The 14,859-nt window shown below is 70.6% G+C and carries 15 protein-coding genes and 1 riboswitch; of the genes, 12 read left to right on the top strand and 3 right to left on the bottom strand.

What is annotated here, in order from left to right:
• Nucleotides 1–99: 99 nt before the first annotated feature.
• The gene (locus tag ASC64_RS07240) at nt 100–1,539 is read right to left on the bottom strand and encodes an alpha,alpha-trehalose-phosphate synthase (UDP-forming) (protein WP_056906874.1); all 1,440 of its coding nucleotides are present in this window, start codon (nt 1,537–1,539) and stop codon (nt 100–102) included.
• Between the two features lie 219 nt (nt 1,540–1,758).
• Between ASC64_RS07240 and ASC64_RS07235 the strand changes: the two genes are divergently transcribed.
• From ASC64_RS07235 to ASC64_RS07210, 6 genes are all read left to right on the top strand, one after another.
• Nucleotides 1,759–2,052, top strand: a complete 294-nt coding sequence (locus ASC64_RS07235) for a DUF3263 domain-containing protein (protein WP_056906873.1) — start codon at nt 1,759–1,761, stop codon at nt 2,050–2,052.
• A 33-nt stretch (nt 2,053–2,085) separates the two neighbouring features.
• On the top strand, nt 2,086–2,616 hold the full coding sequence (locus tag ASC64_RS07230; protein ID WP_056906872.1) for a LytR C-terminal domain-containing protein: 531 nt from the start codon (nt 2,086–2,088) through the stop codon (nt 2,614–2,616).
• Nucleotides 2,617–2,672: 56 nt separating this feature from the next.
• Nucleotides 2,673–3,503: a trehalose-phosphatase gene (otsB, locus tag ASC64_RS07225; RefSeq protein WP_056906871.1), complete on the top strand. Its 831-nt coding sequence runs from the start codon at nt 2,673–2,675 to the stop codon at nt 3,501–3,503.
• A 64-nt stretch (nt 3,504–3,567) separates the two neighbouring features.
• A riboswitch (SAM riboswitch) is annotated at nt 3,568–3,707 on the top strand.
• Nucleotides 3,708–3,717: 10 nt separating this feature from the next.
• A complete protein-coding gene (gene thrC, locus ASC64_RS07220) occupies nt 3,718–5,001 on the top strand; it encodes a threonine synthase (protein WP_056906870.1) in 1,284 nt (427 codons plus the stop codon).
• A 15-nt stretch (nt 5,002–5,016) separates the two neighbouring features.
• Nucleotides 5,017–5,292, top strand: coding sequence for a MoaD/ThiS family protein (locus ASC64_RS07215; protein WP_056906869.1), 276 nt, complete (start codon nt 5,017–5,019; stop codon nt 5,290–5,292).
• Nucleotides 5,293–5,341: 49 nt separating this feature from the next.
• Nucleotides 5,342–5,803: a DUF6174 domain-containing protein gene (locus tag ASC64_RS07210; RefSeq protein WP_156385071.1), complete on the top strand. Its 462-nt coding sequence runs from the start codon at nt 5,342–5,344 to the stop codon at nt 5,801–5,803.
• 4 nt (nt 5,804–5,807) lie between these two features.
• Here the strand turns inward: ASC64_RS07210 and ASC64_RS07205 are convergent, their stop codons facing one another.
• Together ASC64_RS07205 and ASC64_RS07200 are read right to left on the bottom strand one after the other, a co-directional pair.
• Nucleotides 5,808–6,305: a GDYXXLXY domain-containing protein gene (locus tag ASC64_RS07205; RefSeq protein WP_056906867.1), complete on the bottom strand. Its 498-nt coding sequence runs from the start codon at nt 6,303–6,305 to the stop codon at nt 5,808–5,810.
• Nucleotides 6,302–7,516 carry a DUF2157 domain-containing protein gene (locus ASC64_RS07200; RefSeq protein ID WP_056906866.1) on the bottom strand — a complete coding sequence of 405 codons (1,215 nt, stop codon included), beginning with the start codon at nt 7,514–7,516 and terminating at the stop codon, nt 6,302–6,304. The genes ASC64_RS07205 and ASC64_RS07200 overlap by 4 nt, the downstream gene beginning before the upstream one ends.
• A 124-nt stretch (nt 7,517–7,640) precedes the next feature.
• Here ASC64_RS07200 and ASC64_RS07195 point away from each other — a divergent pair, with 124 nt between their 5' ends.
• The 6 genes from ASC64_RS07195 (at nt 7,641) to groL (ending at nt 14,691) form a co-directional block, all read left to right on the top strand.
• The gene (locus tag ASC64_RS07195; RefSeq protein ID WP_200937508.1) at nt 7,641–8,480 is read left to right on the top strand and encodes an SGNH/GDSL hydrolase family protein; all 840 of its coding nucleotides are present in this window, start codon (nt 7,641–7,643) and stop codon (nt 8,478–8,480) included.
• A gap of 9 nt (nt 8,481–8,489) precedes the next feature.
• Complete coding sequence (locus ASC64_RS07190) at nt 8,490–9,338, top strand: hypothetical protein (protein WP_056906865.1); 849 nt, start codon at nt 8,490–8,492, stop codon at nt 9,336–9,338.
• A complete protein-coding gene (locus tag ASC64_RS07185; RefSeq protein WP_056906864.1) occupies nt 9,335–10,177 on the top strand; it encodes an ATP-grasp domain-containing protein in 843 nt (280 codons plus the stop codon). Before ASC64_RS07190 ends, ASC64_RS07185 begins: the two co-directional genes overlap by 4 nt.
• A gap of 184 nt (nt 10,178–10,361) precedes the next feature.
• Nucleotides 10,362–11,012 (top strand): TadE/TadG family type IV pilus assembly protein, encoded by a 651-nt coding sequence (locus tag ASC64_RS07180; RefSeq protein ID WP_056906863.1) that lies wholly within the window; start codon nt 10,362–10,364, stop codon nt 11,010–11,012.
• 13 nt (nt 11,013–11,025) lie between these two features.
• The gene (locus ASC64_RS07175; protein WP_056906862.1) at nt 11,026–12,828 is read left to right on the top strand and encodes a pilus assembly protein TadG-related protein; all 1,803 of its coding nucleotides are present in this window, start codon (nt 11,026–11,028) and stop codon (nt 12,826–12,828) included.
• Nucleotides 12,829–13,062: 234 nt separating this feature from the next.
• A complete protein-coding gene (groL, locus tag ASC64_RS07170; protein WP_056906861.1) occupies nt 13,063–14,691 on the top strand; it encodes a chaperonin GroEL in 1,629 nt (542 codons plus the stop codon).
• Nucleotides 14,692–14,859: the final 168 nt, after the last annotated feature.

Genomic DNA, 14,859 nt, shown 5'->3' with positions numbered 1-14,859 from the left:
CACCGAAGCAGGACTCGGTCAGCTCGGCAGTGGCCCGGTGACTCGGGGTGCAGACAAGACACCTACTCCTGTCTGACCCCTACGGTCCACCAGTGAGGATCAGCGCGACGGCGTCGGGCGCACCGTCTTGTCGTGGTGGCCGGGCAGCGAGGCGAGCTCGTCGAGGAAGTCCCGGGCCCACTTGGCCACGTCGTTCTGGACGACGGTCTTCCGCATCGCGCGCATCCGGCGCCCGGTCTCCTTCGGGCCCGCGGCGTAGGCCTCGAGGAGCGCAGCCTTCATGCCGTCGATGTCGTAGGGGTTGACCAGCCAGGCCTGGCGCAGCTCGGACGCCGCGCCCGCGAACTCCGAGAGGACCAGGGCACCGTCGTTGTCGAAGCGGCAGGCGACGTACTCCTTGGCCACGAGGTTCATCCCGTCGCGGAACGGCGTGACGACCATGATGTCGGCGGCCCGGTAGAACGCCGCCATCTCCTCGCGCGGGTAGGAGTTGTGGAGGTAGGAGATCGCCGGCCGGCCGATGAGTCCGTGGTCGCCGTTGATCCGGCCCACCAGCCGCTCGATGTCGTCGCGGAGGATGCGGTACTGCTCGACGCGCTCGCGCGACGGCGTGGCGACCTGCACGAACACGGCGTCCTCGACGTCGAGGTGGCCGTCGCGGACCAGCTCGCCGAAGGCGCGCAGCCGGGAGTAGATGCCCTTGGTGTAGTCGAGCCGGTCGACGCCCAGGAAGATCTTCTTGGGGTGGCCGAGCGCCTCGCGGATCTCCGCGGCCCGCTTCTCCACGCTCTCCGACCGGGCCAGCTCCTCGAAGCCGGCGGTGTCGATGGAGATCGGGAAGGCGGTCGCCTTCACCGGGCGTCCGTCGGGGAGGTAGATGGTGTCGCGGTGCGTCTTGTGGCCCACCCGGCTGCGCACGAGGCGTACGAAGTTGGCCGCGGCGCCCGGCAGCTGGAAGCCGATCAGGTCGGCGCCCAGCAGGCCCTCGAGGATCTGGCGGCGCCAGGGCAGCTGCGAGAAGAGCTCGGTGGGAGGGAACGGGATGTGGAGGTAGAAGCCGATGCGCAGGTCGGGGCGCTGCTGGCGCAGCATCTGCGGGACCAGCTGGAGCTGGTAGTCCTGGACCCAGACCGTCGCGTGGTCGGCGGCGATCTCGGCGGCGCGGTCGGCGAAGCGCTGGTTGACCGCGACGTAGGAGTCCCACCACTCGCGGTGGAACTCCGGCTTGGCGACCACGTCGTGGTAGAGCGGCCAGAGGGTGCCGTTGGAGAAGCCCTCGTAGAACTCCTCGACCTCCCGACCGCTCAGCGAGACGGGCACCAGCGACAGACCGTCCTCGACGAACGGCTCGAAGTCGTCGTCGGGCGAGCCCGGCCAGCCGATCCAGGCGCCGTCGTTGGCGCGCATGACCGGCTCGAGGGCGGAGACCAGCCCGCCGGGGGAGCGGCGCCACGTGACCTCCCCGTCGGGCAGGCGCACGCGGTCGACCGGAAGCCGGTTGGCGACGATCACGAGGTCGGCCTTCGGGTTCTTGGTCACGCCCCGACCCTAGCGAGGCGCGGTGACGCGCAGCTCACCCCGCGGTGCCTGTCTCGGGCGCCGCGGGCCCGTCCCGGTGGGGGTCGGCTCCGGACCGAGACTCCGGCCGGGTTTGTCCAGACGACTCGCCGGAGGCGAATGACATCGTTGTCGTTCGTCGCCTAGACTGACCGCAGTCCACTCGCCTCGGGTGGACGTGGGGTCGACCAGGAGAGTCACATGGACGCAGCGAAGCACATCGCCGCCGAGCAGGAGACGGCTGCCGGTCTGAGCCAGCGCGACCGCGAGATCCTCGAGTTCGAGCGCCACTGGTGGAAGTACGCCGGTGCCAAGGAGCAGGCCGTCCGCGAGAAGTTCGACATGTCCTCCACCCGCTACTACCAGGTCCTCAACGCCCTCATCGACCGTCCCGAGGCCCTCGAGGCCGACCCGCTGCTGGTGCGTCGCCTGCGCCGGCTGCGTGCCTCCCGCCAGCGGCAGCGCTCGGCGCGCCGCCTCGGATTCGAGATCTGACCCACCACCACTCACGGATCGGCTTCCTTCCCCATGGCCTCCTTCCCCAGCCCGGGCCGCCCCTCCCTCCGTCGTCGTGACGAACAGGGCGTCGCCTTCCCGTCCCCCCTCGTGATGCTGTCGGTCATCGCCGTCGCGATGGCCTCGATCACCTTCTTCGCCACGCGCGACGAGGCGCCCACCGAGCGCCGCGTGGACACCGCGACGATCGCCAGCGCCGACCAGACGCCGAGCGCCGAGCCGACGCCCAGTGCCACCCCGAAGCCGAAGCCCGAGCCGCTGGTCAAGCGCGGGGAGGTCTACGTCGAGGTGTTCAACAACTCCGGGATCAAGGGCCTCGCCGCCGGCACCGCGGCCAAGGCCACCCAGGTCGGGTGGGCGGTCGTGGGTGAGGACAACTGGTACGGCGTGATCCCGACGACCACGGTCTACTACCCCCCGCGCCTCAAGGCGGCGGGCAAGCAGCTCGCGCTCGACCTCGGCATCAAGCGCACCGCGCCCGCCGTCGGCGTGATGAAGCGCGACCGCCTCACCGTCATCCTCACCACCGACGCGCCCAGCTGACCCACCGGTCCGGGACAGGTTCGGCAGCCGCCGGCGTCGCGTGGTTGGCTGCTCCCATGGAGTTCACCTCCGCGGCGGCGCGTGAGCACTACGACGCCGTGCGCGACGTCCTCGACGGTGTCGTGATCGGCCTCGACTTCGACGGCACGCTGTCGCCCGTCGTGGACGACCCCGAGGCGGCCCGGCTGCACCCGGCCGCTCCCGGCGTGCTCCTCGAGCTCGCCGAGGTGGTGCGTGCGGTCGCCGTGATCACCGGCCGACCGGCCCGCCAGGCGATCGCCATGGGTGACCTCGACGCCCTGGGCAACGCGATGCTGGACCGCGGTGCGGAGCTCTTCGTCTTCGGCCAGTACGGCAACGAGCGCTGGTCGGCGACCGAGCAGCGCATCCTCTCCCCGCGGCCCCCGGCCGGCCTGGCGAGCTTCGAGCGCGAGCTGCCGGGCGTGCTGCGCCGCGCCGGCGCCGCGGACGCCTACATCGAGGAGAAGGGCCTCGCGGTCGCGGTGCACACCCGCCGCATGGAGGACCCGGCCGCGGCCTTCGAGCGGATCGTGGCACCCCTCGCCGAGCTCGCGGAGCGCCACCACCTCGCCCTCGAGCCGGGCCGCAACGTCGTGGAGATCCGCTCCGCCGAGATGCACAAGGGCCAGGCCGTGCGCACCTTCGTCGAGGAGCAGCAGGCCAAGGGTGTCGTGTTCGGCGGCGACGACCTCGGCGACATCGAGGCCTTCGAGGCCGTGCGCGACCTGCGTGAGCAGGGCCTTCCCGGGCTGGTGATCTGCTCGGCCTCGACCGAGCAGCCCGCCCTCGTCGACCTCGCCGACCTCGTCGTCGACGGCCCTCCCGGCGTCGTCGAGGCGCTCGGCGGCCTGCTGCGCCAGGGCTGAGCACCCCCCTATCCACATCGTGGACTCGGTGTGCACATCGTGAGACGCCCGCCTAGTCTGGTCCTGCTCATCACGAGGGACTGAGGGAACGGCCCGTTGAAGTCCCGGCAACCACCCATGAGCCTCCTGTCCGGATCTCTCCGGCAGTCATGGGAGCAGGTGCCAAATCCGACCCACGCGAAAGCCGCGCGGGACAGATGAGAAGGAGGACTTCATGAGCACCCTGCTGGACGACAGCACCACGCGCACCCCCTCGAAGGGCCTGCGCGACGGCGCCTTCGGCAACGCCCGCGCCCTCGCCTGCCGCGAGTGCGGCCACGAGGTCACGCTCGGCCCGTCGTACGCCTGTCCGGAGTGCTTCGGGCCGCTCGAGGTGGCCTACGACTTCCCGGCGGTGACCCGCGAGGAGATCGCCGCCGGACCGGCCAACATCTGGCGCTACAAGGCGCTGCTGCCGGTGCCGGACGACATCGAGCAGAGCCCCAACACCGAGCCCGGCTTCACCCGGCTGCTCGAGGCACGCAACCTCGCCCGCGAGCTCGGCCTCGAGAAGCTGTGGGTCAAGGACGACTCGACCAACCCCACCAACTCCTTCAAGGACCGCGTCGTCGCCTGCGCCCTGAGTGCTGCCCGCGAGCTCGACGCCAAGGTCTTCGCCTGTCCCTCCACGGGCAACCTGGCCAACGCCGTCGCGGCGGCCGGCGCGCGGGCCGGGATGACGACCGTCGTCTTCATCCCGAGCGACCTCGAGAAGCCCAAGCAGGTCAACTCCGCGGTCTACACCGACCGGCTCGTCGCCGTCGACGGCAACTACGACGACGTGAACAGGCTCGCCTCGGAGATCGCGGGCGAGGAGGAGGGCTGGGCGTTCGTCAACGTCAACGTGCGCCCCTTCTACGCCGAGGGCTCCAAGACGCTCGGCTACGAGATCGCCGAGCAGCTGGGCTGGCGGCTGCCCGACCAGATCGTCATCCCGGTCGCGTCGGGGTCGCAGCTGACGAAGGTCGACAAGGCGTTCCAGGAGCTGATCACGCTCGGGCTCGTCGAGGACAAGCCCTACAAGGTCTTCGGTGCACAGGCCACCGGCTGCTCGCCGGTCTCGGTCGCCTACAAGGCCGGCACCGACGCGATCCGCCCGGTGAAGCCCGACACCATCGCCAAGAGCTTGGCCATCGGCAACCCGGCCGACGGCATCTACGTCCTCGACATCTGCCGCCGCTCCGGAGGCGCGGTCGAGGACATCACCGACGACGAGGTGCGTGACGGCATCCTCCTTCTGGCCCGCACGGAGGGCATCTTCACCGAGACCGCTGGCGGCACCACGGTGGGCGTGCTGAAGAAGCTCGTCGACACCGGGCAGCTCGACACCTCGCTCGAGACCGTCGTGATCAACACCGGGATGGGCCTGAAGACCCTCGACGCCGTCGCCGACCGCGTCGGCCCCGCCGCCACCATCGCGCCCAGCTACGACGCCTTCGTCGCGTCCAACGTGCTCTGAGGAGAAGATCAACACATGAGCGTCTCGGTCCGCATCCCCACCATCCTCCGCACCTACACCGGCGGTGAGTCCGAGGTGTCCGCCGAGGGCGACACCCTGGCCGCCGTGCTCGACGACCTCGACGCCCACTACTCGGGCATCAAGGGGCGGATCCTCGACGAGGCCGGGGCGCTGCGGCGCTTCGTCAACGTCTACGTCGGCAACGACGACGTCCGCTTCCTCGACGAGCTGGCCACCCCGACCCCCGACGGCGTGCAGATCTCGGTGATCCCCGCGGTCGCCGGGGGCTGAGGCGCGGAACCGGTTGCCCCTCCGCGGACGTCGGAGCACCATGACCTCGATGAAGCGTGTGTGCCAGGCGGTCCTGCTCTCGCTCGCCATCGGCGCGGGTGCCGCGCCGTCGTACGCCGTCGCGGACCCGCGTCCGGTCGACCCGTTCGTCCCCGGCATCAACGAGGACCCGCAGCTCGCGGCGGCGTGGCAGGACTGGCAGTCGCGGGGCGTCGACGACTACGTCCTCACCGTGCAACGGCGCTGCTTCTGCCCGCCCTCGGCCGCGGTCCGCACGGTGGTGCGTGACGACGCGATCGTGAAGGTCACCCAGGGTGAGCGCCGTCTGCGCCCGCGCAAGGGATGGTCGATGGACGGGCTCTTCATCCTGCTGCGCGAGGCGCTCGCCGAGGCGGACTCCGTCGACGTGCAGTTCACCCCGCGCGGGGTCCCCAAGACGATCGCCGTCGACCCGGAGCGGACCGTCGCCGACGAGGAGACCTACTACGCCGTCGCCCTGTCGCGGCGCTGAGTCCTCACGGAGCGCGTACGCCGACCACAGCGGCGTTGCCGCGACCGTCGACCTTGACCTCCGCGACTGCGCCGTCGCGCAGCAGGTCCTCCGTCGCGGCCGCCTCGTCCTGGGGCAGGAACCAGCTCTCGATCCCGCACCGGATCTGCCACGAGCGGTCGTCGCAAGCGAGGTAGGGCCCGTCCGAGGGCCGCTCGCGGCTCCAGTCGGCGGCCCCCCACACGTCGCCCCGCTTCTCGAGGGTGATGAAGACGTCGCCCGACTCGCCGTCGTCCAGGGCGCCCAGTCCCGGCTCGACGAACGACTGCGAGTCGTCATGGCGCAGGTCGGGGTAGTCGAGGGCGACGTAGGCCCCCCGGAAGGGGTCCATGGGGTCGATCGGGGCGACGTTCATGAGGTAGGTGTCGCCGGCGAGGCGGGCCGAGAGCTGGGGGGCGACGCCCACGCCGACCAGGGCCAGCTGCGACACGGCGATGACGGCGGTGGTCACGGTGCGGTTCATCGGGCTGCTCCGTTGCTCGAGGTGGGTGACTCGCTGTCGAGGGCGTGGGCCAGCTCGCGCCGCGCCCGGTCGAAGAGGAAGCCGGTGCCGAGGAACACGGTGCCGAGCACCACGAACAGCCAGGCGCCCGTGACGATCGGGGCGAACACGGCGAAGCTCTGGAAGGTGGTGAAGACCACCAGACCGACCATGGCCATCCAGGTGAGCGGCGGGTGGTCGCGCACCGTGCCGAGGACGACCAGGCCCACGGCGAGGACGACGTAGGCGATGACCGACACCACCGCGTGGCCCCAGTCGGCGGCGTCCACGGACGAGGTGTCGGTGCCCGTGGTCCAGAGCCCGATCGACGTGGCGACCCCCAGGACGACGACGGCGCCCAGGGGCTCGAGGGCGCGCAGCCCGGGCCGGGTGGCGACGGCCCCAGCCGCGGCGAGACCCGCAGCGACGAGGGCGACGATCATCCAGGTGGTCCACGCGATGCCGTCCCTGCCGACGTCGGGGATGGCGGCCGCGAACATCGCCAGCAGGGCCATCGCCCCGCCGACCGTGCGCCACGCCCAGGCGTAGGCGTCGAGGTGCTGGTCGTGCAGCACGGCCAGGCCCGACGCCAGGACGGCGCCGGCGCCGAAGAGCAGCACGACGGTGAGGCCGTTGGGCTCGTCCCACAACGGCTGCCAGAACCACCACACCACGCCCGTCACGAGGCCGACGAAGAACGGCATGTGGGACCTGGTGAGGTAGCCGTGGAGCAGGGCGCCGGCGGACCACAGCCCGACGAGCCGCGGCTCGTAGGCGGGGACCTGCAGGGACTGGGCGGCCTGGAAGATCACGGCGCCGAGGCCCATGGCGGCGAGCAGGCGCCCGGCGCCCACGACGGGGGCGGACACCTTCCTGCTCGCCATGACCTCGCCGCCGATGAGGAAGGTGAGCCACAGCGCGGTCACCGCGAGGAACCGGAACGTGGGGGTGAGCTGGTCCAGGTTGGCCGCGACGAGCCAGATCACCCCGATGCCGACGAAGCCGCCACCGATGGTGAGCAGCGCCCGACCGATGCTGAAGCGCGTGTGGGAGGCGGCGCTGTAGCGGGTCGAGATCCGGTCTGCCTGGTCGTCAGTGATCAGGCCGTCGGAGGCCCAGCCGGCGAGCTCGGTGCGCAGCCACGCGAGCTGGCGCGGCGGGACGGTGCGGGGGATGACAGCAGGGGCGTCCATACGTCCAGCGTGGCGCGGCCACCACCCGTTGTCCTGAGTACGTCGACCCAACTGTGGGGTGACGTTGGACCCGCGGTCGGACCTGGTTGCGGCGCCGTTCAGGTGGGCGTGGTTGAAGGGGTGGGTGTCCAGCAACCACCTGACCCGGACCGGCGTCGCGCTGGCAGTGCTCGGCGGCCTCGCGGCCGGAACGGCGTACGGCGCGCGCGGGCTGCTGCTGCGCCAGGCCGCCCAGGCGAGGCTGGCCATCGGCAAGCCGCTCGGCGAGGAGGCGCCCGCCGGCGACCGCCACGTCAAGAAGAAGCTCGGCCGGCCGGTCGACCTGGTGGTGCTCGGCGACTCGATCGCAGCCGGGCTCGGCGCCGAGCGGCCCAAGCACACGCTGGGCGGTCGCCTGGCGCGCGGGATCGCCCGCAGCACCGGCCGCTCGGTGCGGCTGCGGACCGCTGCCGTGGTGGGCTCGGAGAGCAGCATGCTGGCCGGCCAGGTCGCAGCGCTGCCGCCGGCGTACCGACCGGACGTGGCGGTGGTGGTCGTGGGCGGCAACGACGTGACCCACCGGGTGCCGGTGGCGGAGTCCGTACGCCACCTGGGTGCGGCGATCGACGCCCTGCGCGCCCGCGGCGCGGAGGTCGTCGTGGGGACGTGTCCCGACCTCGGCGCGCTGCGACCGGTGCCGCAGCCGCTCCGCTCGCTGGGGTCACGTGCCTCGCGGCAGCTCGCGGACGCGCAGCGGGTGGTCGCGCTCGAGCGGGGTGCTCGCGTCGTCTCGCTGGCGCACGTGGTGGGGCCGTTCTTCCACACCTCACCCGACGAGATGTTCAGCCCGGACCGCTTCCACCCCAGCGCCCGCGGCTACAAGCGCACCGCCAAGGCGATGCTCCCGTCGGTGCTGGCCGCGCTGGGCGTGGTGGAGCACGTGCCGTTCGGGCACCACGCGCCCGCGGTGGACGGCTCAGGCTAGGGTTCGCACGTGCGCACCACTGCTCGACGGGCCGGCGAGGTCGTCAAGAAGGCGGCCCAGAAGGCCGGTCGCATGCAGGCGTCCCCGCCCCCGACCCCGGACGAGCCGACCCCGGAGCAGAAGAAGGCCGAGCGCCGACGCCGGCTGCTGGCCAGCAACCTGACCGAGCTCGCCATCGAGTTCCGCACCGACAAGTGGGGCGTCCACAAGTACACGCCCCACTACGAGCGGCACCTGCAGCACCTGCGCGGGGAGTCCTTCACCCTGCTCGAGCTCGGGATCGGTGGCTACAAGAAGCGTCGCAAGAGCGGTGCCTCGATGAAGATGTGGCGCTGGTTCTTCCCCAGGGCGCGCATCGTCGGCCTCGACATCGAGGACAAGTCGTGGCTGACGCGCGGCCACATCCACGCCTACCTCGGCGACCAGACCGACCCCGAGGTGCTCCACCGGATCATCGAGGAGCAGGGCGCCCCGCTCGTCGTGATCGACGACGGGAGCCACATCCCGGAACACGTGCGCGAGTCGTTCCGGATCCTCTTCCCCCTGATGCCCGACGGCGGCATCTACTGCATCGAGGACACCCAGACCTCCTACTGGCCCGCCTGGGGCGGCCAGCTCGACCCGCGTGCGCCGGGCACGTCGATGGACCTCGTGAAGGACCTCGTCGACGGGCTCAACCACGAGGAGTTCCTCATCGACGGCTACGAGCCCACCTACACCGACCAGTGGGTCCGGGCGGTGCACTGCTACCACAACCTCGTGATCATCGAGAAGGGCGACAACCGCGAGGGCACCAACAAGGAGCAGGCCTCCGGCCACTTCTACGGCTCGTCCGAGCCGCCCGCCGACCCGGCATGAGCGTCCTCCTCGCCACCAGCGCAGACCTGCCCGAGGGCGAGCCGGGCGCCGCTGTGCTCGACGCCGAGCTCGCCTCCCGCGGGATCGACGCGTCCTGGGCACGCTGGGACGACCCCGCCGTGGACTGGGCCGCTGCCGACCTGGTCGCAGTGCGCTCGACCTGGGACTACGTCCAGCGCCCCACGGAGTTCCTCGCATGGGCGCGCTCGCTCGACCAGGCACGCCTGCTCAACGGTGCCGACGTCTTCGCGTGGAACCACGACAAGCGCTACCTCCTCGACCTCGACTCCCTCCCCGCCGTGCCCACCGCCTGGGTCACCAGCGCGACCCAGCTGGTCGCGGCCGTCGATGCGCTCGGGACGGCCGTGGTCAAGCCCGCGATCGGTGCCGGCGGGGACGGCCTGGTGATCCTCGAGGCGGGCCTCGAGGAGGACCAGGCGGCGTCGCACGTGGACCGTGGCGCCGTCGTCGTGCAGCCTCTCGTCGAGTCGATCCACACCCGCGGCGAGGTCTCGGTCTACGTCCTCGGCGGGCGGCTCACCCAGCGCTTCGACAAGCTGCCCGCCGGCAGGGGCGACGTACGCGTCCACGAGGAGTTCGGCGGCGTGGTCCGGGCCGTGGAGACCGGCGAGGTCGGCGACCTCGCGCGGCGCGCGCACGCCGTGATGGCGGAGCGCTTCGGCCGGCCGATGGACTACCTGCGCGTCGACCTCCTGCACTGGGAGGGCGCCTGGGTGGTCAGCGAGCTGGAGCTGATCGAGCCCGGCCTCTACCTCGACGTCTCGCCCGCCAACGCGGCTCCCTTCGCCGACCTGGTCCAGTCCGCGCTGGAGCGTTAGCGTGCGCTCGGCCTAGTCCGCAAGTGGTCATTTCGGACTATTAAGTCCGTCCGCGGGGCTGAGGCATCCTTGGTCCGCTGTCACTAGCGTGCGTCAACGTCGGGACCGTTCTGCCCGGCACCACGCACACTGGATCCCGCTCGGGCGTGGGTCGTCCGGGGCAGGGTCAACGAGGGAGCAGTCGATGAGCACATTCCGCAGGCGACGTGACGAGCGGGGCGCATCCGCCGTCGAGTTCGCGCTGGTGGTGCCGCTCCTGCTCACCTTCCTCCTCGGCACCGTCGAGCTCGGGCTGTACATGAAGGACTACGTGTCCATGAGCAGCAGCGTGCGTGCGGGAGCGCGGTCGGCGTCGGCCGCCGCGGACGCTGGACCGGGCACGTGCCAGGCGAGCGCCGACCCGCCGCCGTGCACGCCGGCCAACGCGCCGGGATTCGCCCAGGCTGCTGCCGACACCATGCAGACCGCCGGTATGGCCATGAACGCCGACGACATCCAGTGGGTGATGATCTACAAGGCGAACACGGCCGGGTATCCCGGCACCGGCACCACGATCCCGACCAGCTGCCCGACCAACTGCGTGAAGTACGTCTGGGACGCCGGGCTGAACAAGTTCCGCTACGCCAGCGGCTCCTGGTCCTCGGCCTCGGTGAACGCCTGTGTCAACCAGTCGGACTCGGTCGGCGTCGCACTGCGCGCCAACCACAACTGGATGTCCGGGCTCGTCGGCGGGTTCATGGGCGGCGACAAGGTGATGACCGAGCGGACCGTCATGAAGTTCGAGCCGCTCACCCAGGACACCTGCAAGCCCGGCACCCCCAATGCGCACAACTGATCGGACGGCCGACGTGAAGCTCTTCCACCTCAGCAGCCGGCGACGTGACGAGATCGGTGCCACGGCCGTGATCGTCGCCCTGTTCTTCTCGTTCATCGCGCTGCCCCTCGGTGCCGTCACCGTGGATGTCGCACGCCTCTACGTCGAGCTGCAACGGGTCCAGGCCGCCGCGGACGCCGCGGCGACGGCCGGTGTGACGTACATGCCCGACGACTTCGCCGCGGCGAGGGCCCGTGCCATCGAGGTCGCCGAGGACAACGGCTTCCCCAACTCCGGCACCACGTCGGTCGCCGTCGCCGTCGGCGAGAAGCCGACCCAGCTCAAGGTCACGGTCTCCTCGCGTGTCGACAACGCCTTCGCCAAGACCTTCGGCATCCCGACCTCGACCATGCGGCGCTCCGCGACGGCCGACTTCAACGGCCCGGCTCCGATGGGAAGCCCGTGCAACGTCTTCGGCAACGAGCCCGACGGCAGCTCCAGCACCACTCCCTCGGGCACCGCGATCAAGGTGCCCCCGCCGGCCATCTGCCCGCGCGTCCCGCAGTTCTGGGGCGCCATCGCCGGGCCCGACGTCGACAAGAACCAGGGTGCCCAGTTCGAGACCCGCTACTGCGGTGGCGGCGAGGACAACTGCACCAGCGGGAGGAACAACGACTTCGACGCCAAGGGGTTCTTCTACCTCGTGCGCGTCGCCGCGAGCGGCGTCGGCCAGAGCGTCCGGCTGCAGGTCTACGACCCCGCCTACGTGAGCACCGGCTCGCGGTGCACCAGCGAGCCGTACAACACCCCGGGCAGCACGACCGCGCCGCCCTCGGGCTGGGGCGGCACGTGGAACCCCCGTGCCAACGACGCGCGTCAGCGCTACTGGCGCACCGGCACCACGTGGGGCGGCTACGCCGACACCAGCAAGCCGAACGGCTTCTGCACCGGTGACGACCCCAACGCCAGCCTCTACTCGGGCAGCGAGAACGCCGGCGTCACGTCGTTCGCACTGCGGCGCCCGATCGACACGCTCGTGCCCTGGCAGGGAGCACCCGAGCCCAACTGCGTGCGCCAGTACGCCGGCTACAACGCCAACCAGGTCTCCCTGGAGGCGCTCAAGTCCGACGACAGCGACTACAACCCGAGCCTCGCCGCCGTCTTCCACCAGTGGGTGGACCTGTGCACCTTCACGCCCACCCAGGCGGGCGACTACTACCTCCAGGTCCGCAACAACGTCTCGCTGGGCGGCACGCCGGACGGCAACGGAGGCTATGCCGGCAACGGCCGCGTCTACTCGCAGACCGGCGACGACACGGCCGTCCGCGGCACCGGCACGAACAACTTCGGCCTGCGAGCGGTCACCTCCGCACCGGCCGGCGGCATCTCCGTGGCCGCCTACGAGAAGATGCGCATCTTCGCCAACTCCGACTCCGCGTCGACCGAGTTCAACCTCGTGCGCGTGCCGCCGGCAGCGGCCAACAAGTCGCTCGTCATCAGCTTCTTCGACGTCGGTGAGGGTGCCAGCAGCGGCTCGGTCCAGGTGCTCAAGCCGGTGGACGCGATCAACCTCCCGACGTACCTGCAGAACTGCAGGGGAACGGGCGTCACCAACGGGCCGTTGAGCGACTGCAAGATCACCGGCATCACGCCGAGCGGCTACAACGGCAAGTACCAGGAGATCCGCGTCCCGATCCCCAGCACCTACAGCTGCACGGTCACCAGCCAGGGTGGCTGCTGGTTCCGGGTCAAGGTCAGCTTCGGCTCGGGTCAGGTCACCGACGCGACCACGTGGACCGCCCGCATCGACGGCGAGCCCGTCCGCCTCATCGAGTAGCCCCCGCACGACCCCTGCACACGCCGTCCCGGACCCCGGGGCGGCGTTTGCACTCTCGGGGGTCGAGTGCTAAACATGAGGCTGGCACTCTCGTCATGAGAGTGACAACGACCCAGGTGACGCTGAGGTCCGCAGAGCCGGCGTGAATGGATCGCCGGGGAAGCGGGTCGTCCGTCGCGGGCAGCCTGCCTGGCGTCGACACACAGACTCACGTCGATAGGAATCGCACGCGATATGGCCAAGCTGATTGCTTTCAACGAGGAGGCCCGCCGCGGCCTCGAGCGGGGTATGAACACCCTCGCCGACGCGGTCAAGGTCACCCTGGGCCCCAAGGGCCGCAACGTCGTCCTGGAGAAGAAGTGGGGCGCCCCCACGATCACCAACGACGGTGTCTCCATCGCCAAGGAGATCGAGCTGGAGGACCCCTACGAGAAGATCGGCGCCGAGCTGGTCAAGGAGGTCGCCAAGAAGACCGACGACGTCGCCGGTGACGGCACGACGACGGCCACCGTCCTGGCCCAGGCCATGGTCCGCGAGGGCCTGCGCAACGTCGCGGCCGGCGCCAACCCGATGGGCCTCAAGCGCGGCATCGAGGCCGCCGTCTCCGCCGTGTCCGAGCAGCTGCTCGCCATGGCCAAGGACGTCGAGACCAAGGAGCAGATCGCGTCCACGGCGTCGATCTCCGCCGCTGACACCACCGTCGGCGAGATCATCGCCGAGGCGATGGACAAGGTCGGCAAGGAAGGCGTCATCACCGTCGAGGAGTCCAACACCTTCGGGCTGGACCTCGAGCTGACCGAGGGCATGCGGTTCGACAAGGGCTACATCTCGGCCTACTTCGCCACCGACCTCGAGCGCATGGAGGCCGTGCTGGAGGACCCCTACGTCCTCATCGCCAACTCCAAGGTCTCGACCGTCAAGGACCTGCTCCCGCTGCTGGAGAAGGTCATGCAGTCCGGCAAGCCGCTGCTGATCATCGCCGAGGACGTCGACGGCGAGGCGCTGTCGACCCTGGTCGTCAACAAGATCAAGGGCACCTTCCGCTCCGTCGCCGTCAAGGCGCCGGGCTTCGGTGACCGTCGCAAGGCCATGCTGCAGGACATCGCGATCCTCACCGGCGGCCAGGTCATCTCCGAGGAGGTCGGCCTCAAGCTCGAGTCCGCCGGCCTGGAGCTGCTCGGCCAAGCCCGCAAGGTCGTCATCACCAAGGACGAGACCACCATCGTCGAGGGTGCCGGCGACCAGGGCCAGATCGAGGGCCGGGTCAACCAGATCCGCGCCGAGATCGAGAAGTCGGACTCCGACTACGACCGCGAGAAGCTCCAGGAGCGCCTCGCCAAGCTGGCCGGCGGCGTGGCCGTCATCAAGGTCGGCGCGGCCACCGAGGTCGAGCTCAAGGAGCGCAAGCACCGCATCGAGGACGCTGTCCGCAACGCCAAGGCTGCGGTCGAGGAGGGCATCGTCGCCGGCGGCGGCGTGGCCCTCGTCCAGGCGGCGGCAACCGCGTTCGACAAGCTCGACCTGTCGGGCGACGAGGCCACCGGCGCGAACATCGTGCGCGTCGCCACCTCGGCCCCGCTCAAGCAGATCGCGATCAACGCCGGTCTCGAGGGTGGCGTCGTGGCGGAGAAGGTCGCGAACCTGGAGGCCGGTCACGGCCTCAACGCCGCGACCGGTGACTACGTCGACATGATCGCCGAGGGCATCATCGACCCGGCGAAGGTCACCCGCTCCGCGCTGCAGAACGCCGCGTCGATCGCTGCGCTGTTCCTCACCACCGAGGCCGTCGTGGCCGACAAGCCCGAGAAGGCGCCGGCCATGCCCGGCGGCGACATGGGCGGCATGGGCGGCATGGACTTCTGATCCGCGCCTGAACCCCGCACCATCAGCAAGGCCCCCGCTCCGGCGGGGGCCTTGTTGCGTCCCGGCTGGGGGGTTCCTGCACCGAATCGTGACCTGTGAGCCGTGTTCACGCGTGGTACCGAAGCCCTACTGTGTGCTTCGCAACGCATTCCATCGTCCTGAGGTGGA

Origin of the sequence: Nocardioides sp. Root122 (genome assembly GCF_001425025.1) — a bacterium.
Lineage (GTDB): Bacteria > Actinomycetota > Actinomycetes > Propionibacteriales > Nocardioidaceae > Nocardioides.
This window is presented reverse-complemented; position numbering and strand designations above follow the sequence as displayed.

Bases quoted from the DNA above. Each gene is read 5' to 3' on its own strand.
- ASC64_RS07235 (WP_056906873.1), top strand. From the start codon at position 1,759: ATGGACGCAGCGAAGCACATCGCCGCCGAGCAGGAGACGGCTGCCGGT.
- ASC64_RS07230 (WP_056906872.1), top strand. From the start codon at position 2,086: ATGGCCTCCTTCCCCAGCCCGGGCCGCCCCTCCCTCCGTCGTCGTGAC.
- otsB (WP_056906871.1), top strand. From the start codon at position 2,673: ATGGAGTTCACCTCCGCGGCGGCGCGTGAGCACTACGACGCCGTGCGC.
- thrC (WP_056906870.1), top strand. From the start codon at position 3,718: ATGAGCACCCTGCTGGACGACAGCACCACGCGCACCCCCTCGAAGGGC.
- ASC64_RS07215 (WP_056906869.1), top strand. From the start codon at position 5,017: ATGAGCGTCTCGGTCCGCATCCCCACCATCCTCCGCACCTACACCGGC.
- ASC64_RS07210 (WP_156385071.1), top strand. From the start codon at position 5,342: ATGAAGCGTGTGTGCCAGGCGGTCCTGCTCTCGCTCGCCATCGGCGCG.
- ASC64_RS07205 (WP_056906867.1), bottom strand. From the start codon at position 6,305: ATGAACCGCACCGTGACCACCGCCGTCATCGCCGTGTCGCAGCTGGCC.
- ASC64_RS07200 (WP_056906866.1), bottom strand. From the start codon at position 7,516: ATGGACGCCCCTGCTGTCATCCCCCGCACCGTCCCGCCGCGCCAGCTC.
- ASC64_RS07185 (WP_056906864.1), top strand. From the start codon at position 9,335: ATGAGCGTCCTCCTCGCCACCAGCGCAGACCTGCCCGAGGGCGAGCCG.
- ASC64_RS07180 (WP_056906863.1), top strand. From the start codon at position 10,362: ATGAGCACATTCCGCAGGCGACGTGACGAGCGGGGCGCATCCGCCGTC.
- groL (WP_056906861.1), top strand. From the start codon at position 13,063: ATGGCCAAGCTGATTGCTTTCAACGAGGAGGCCCGCCGCGGCCTCGAG.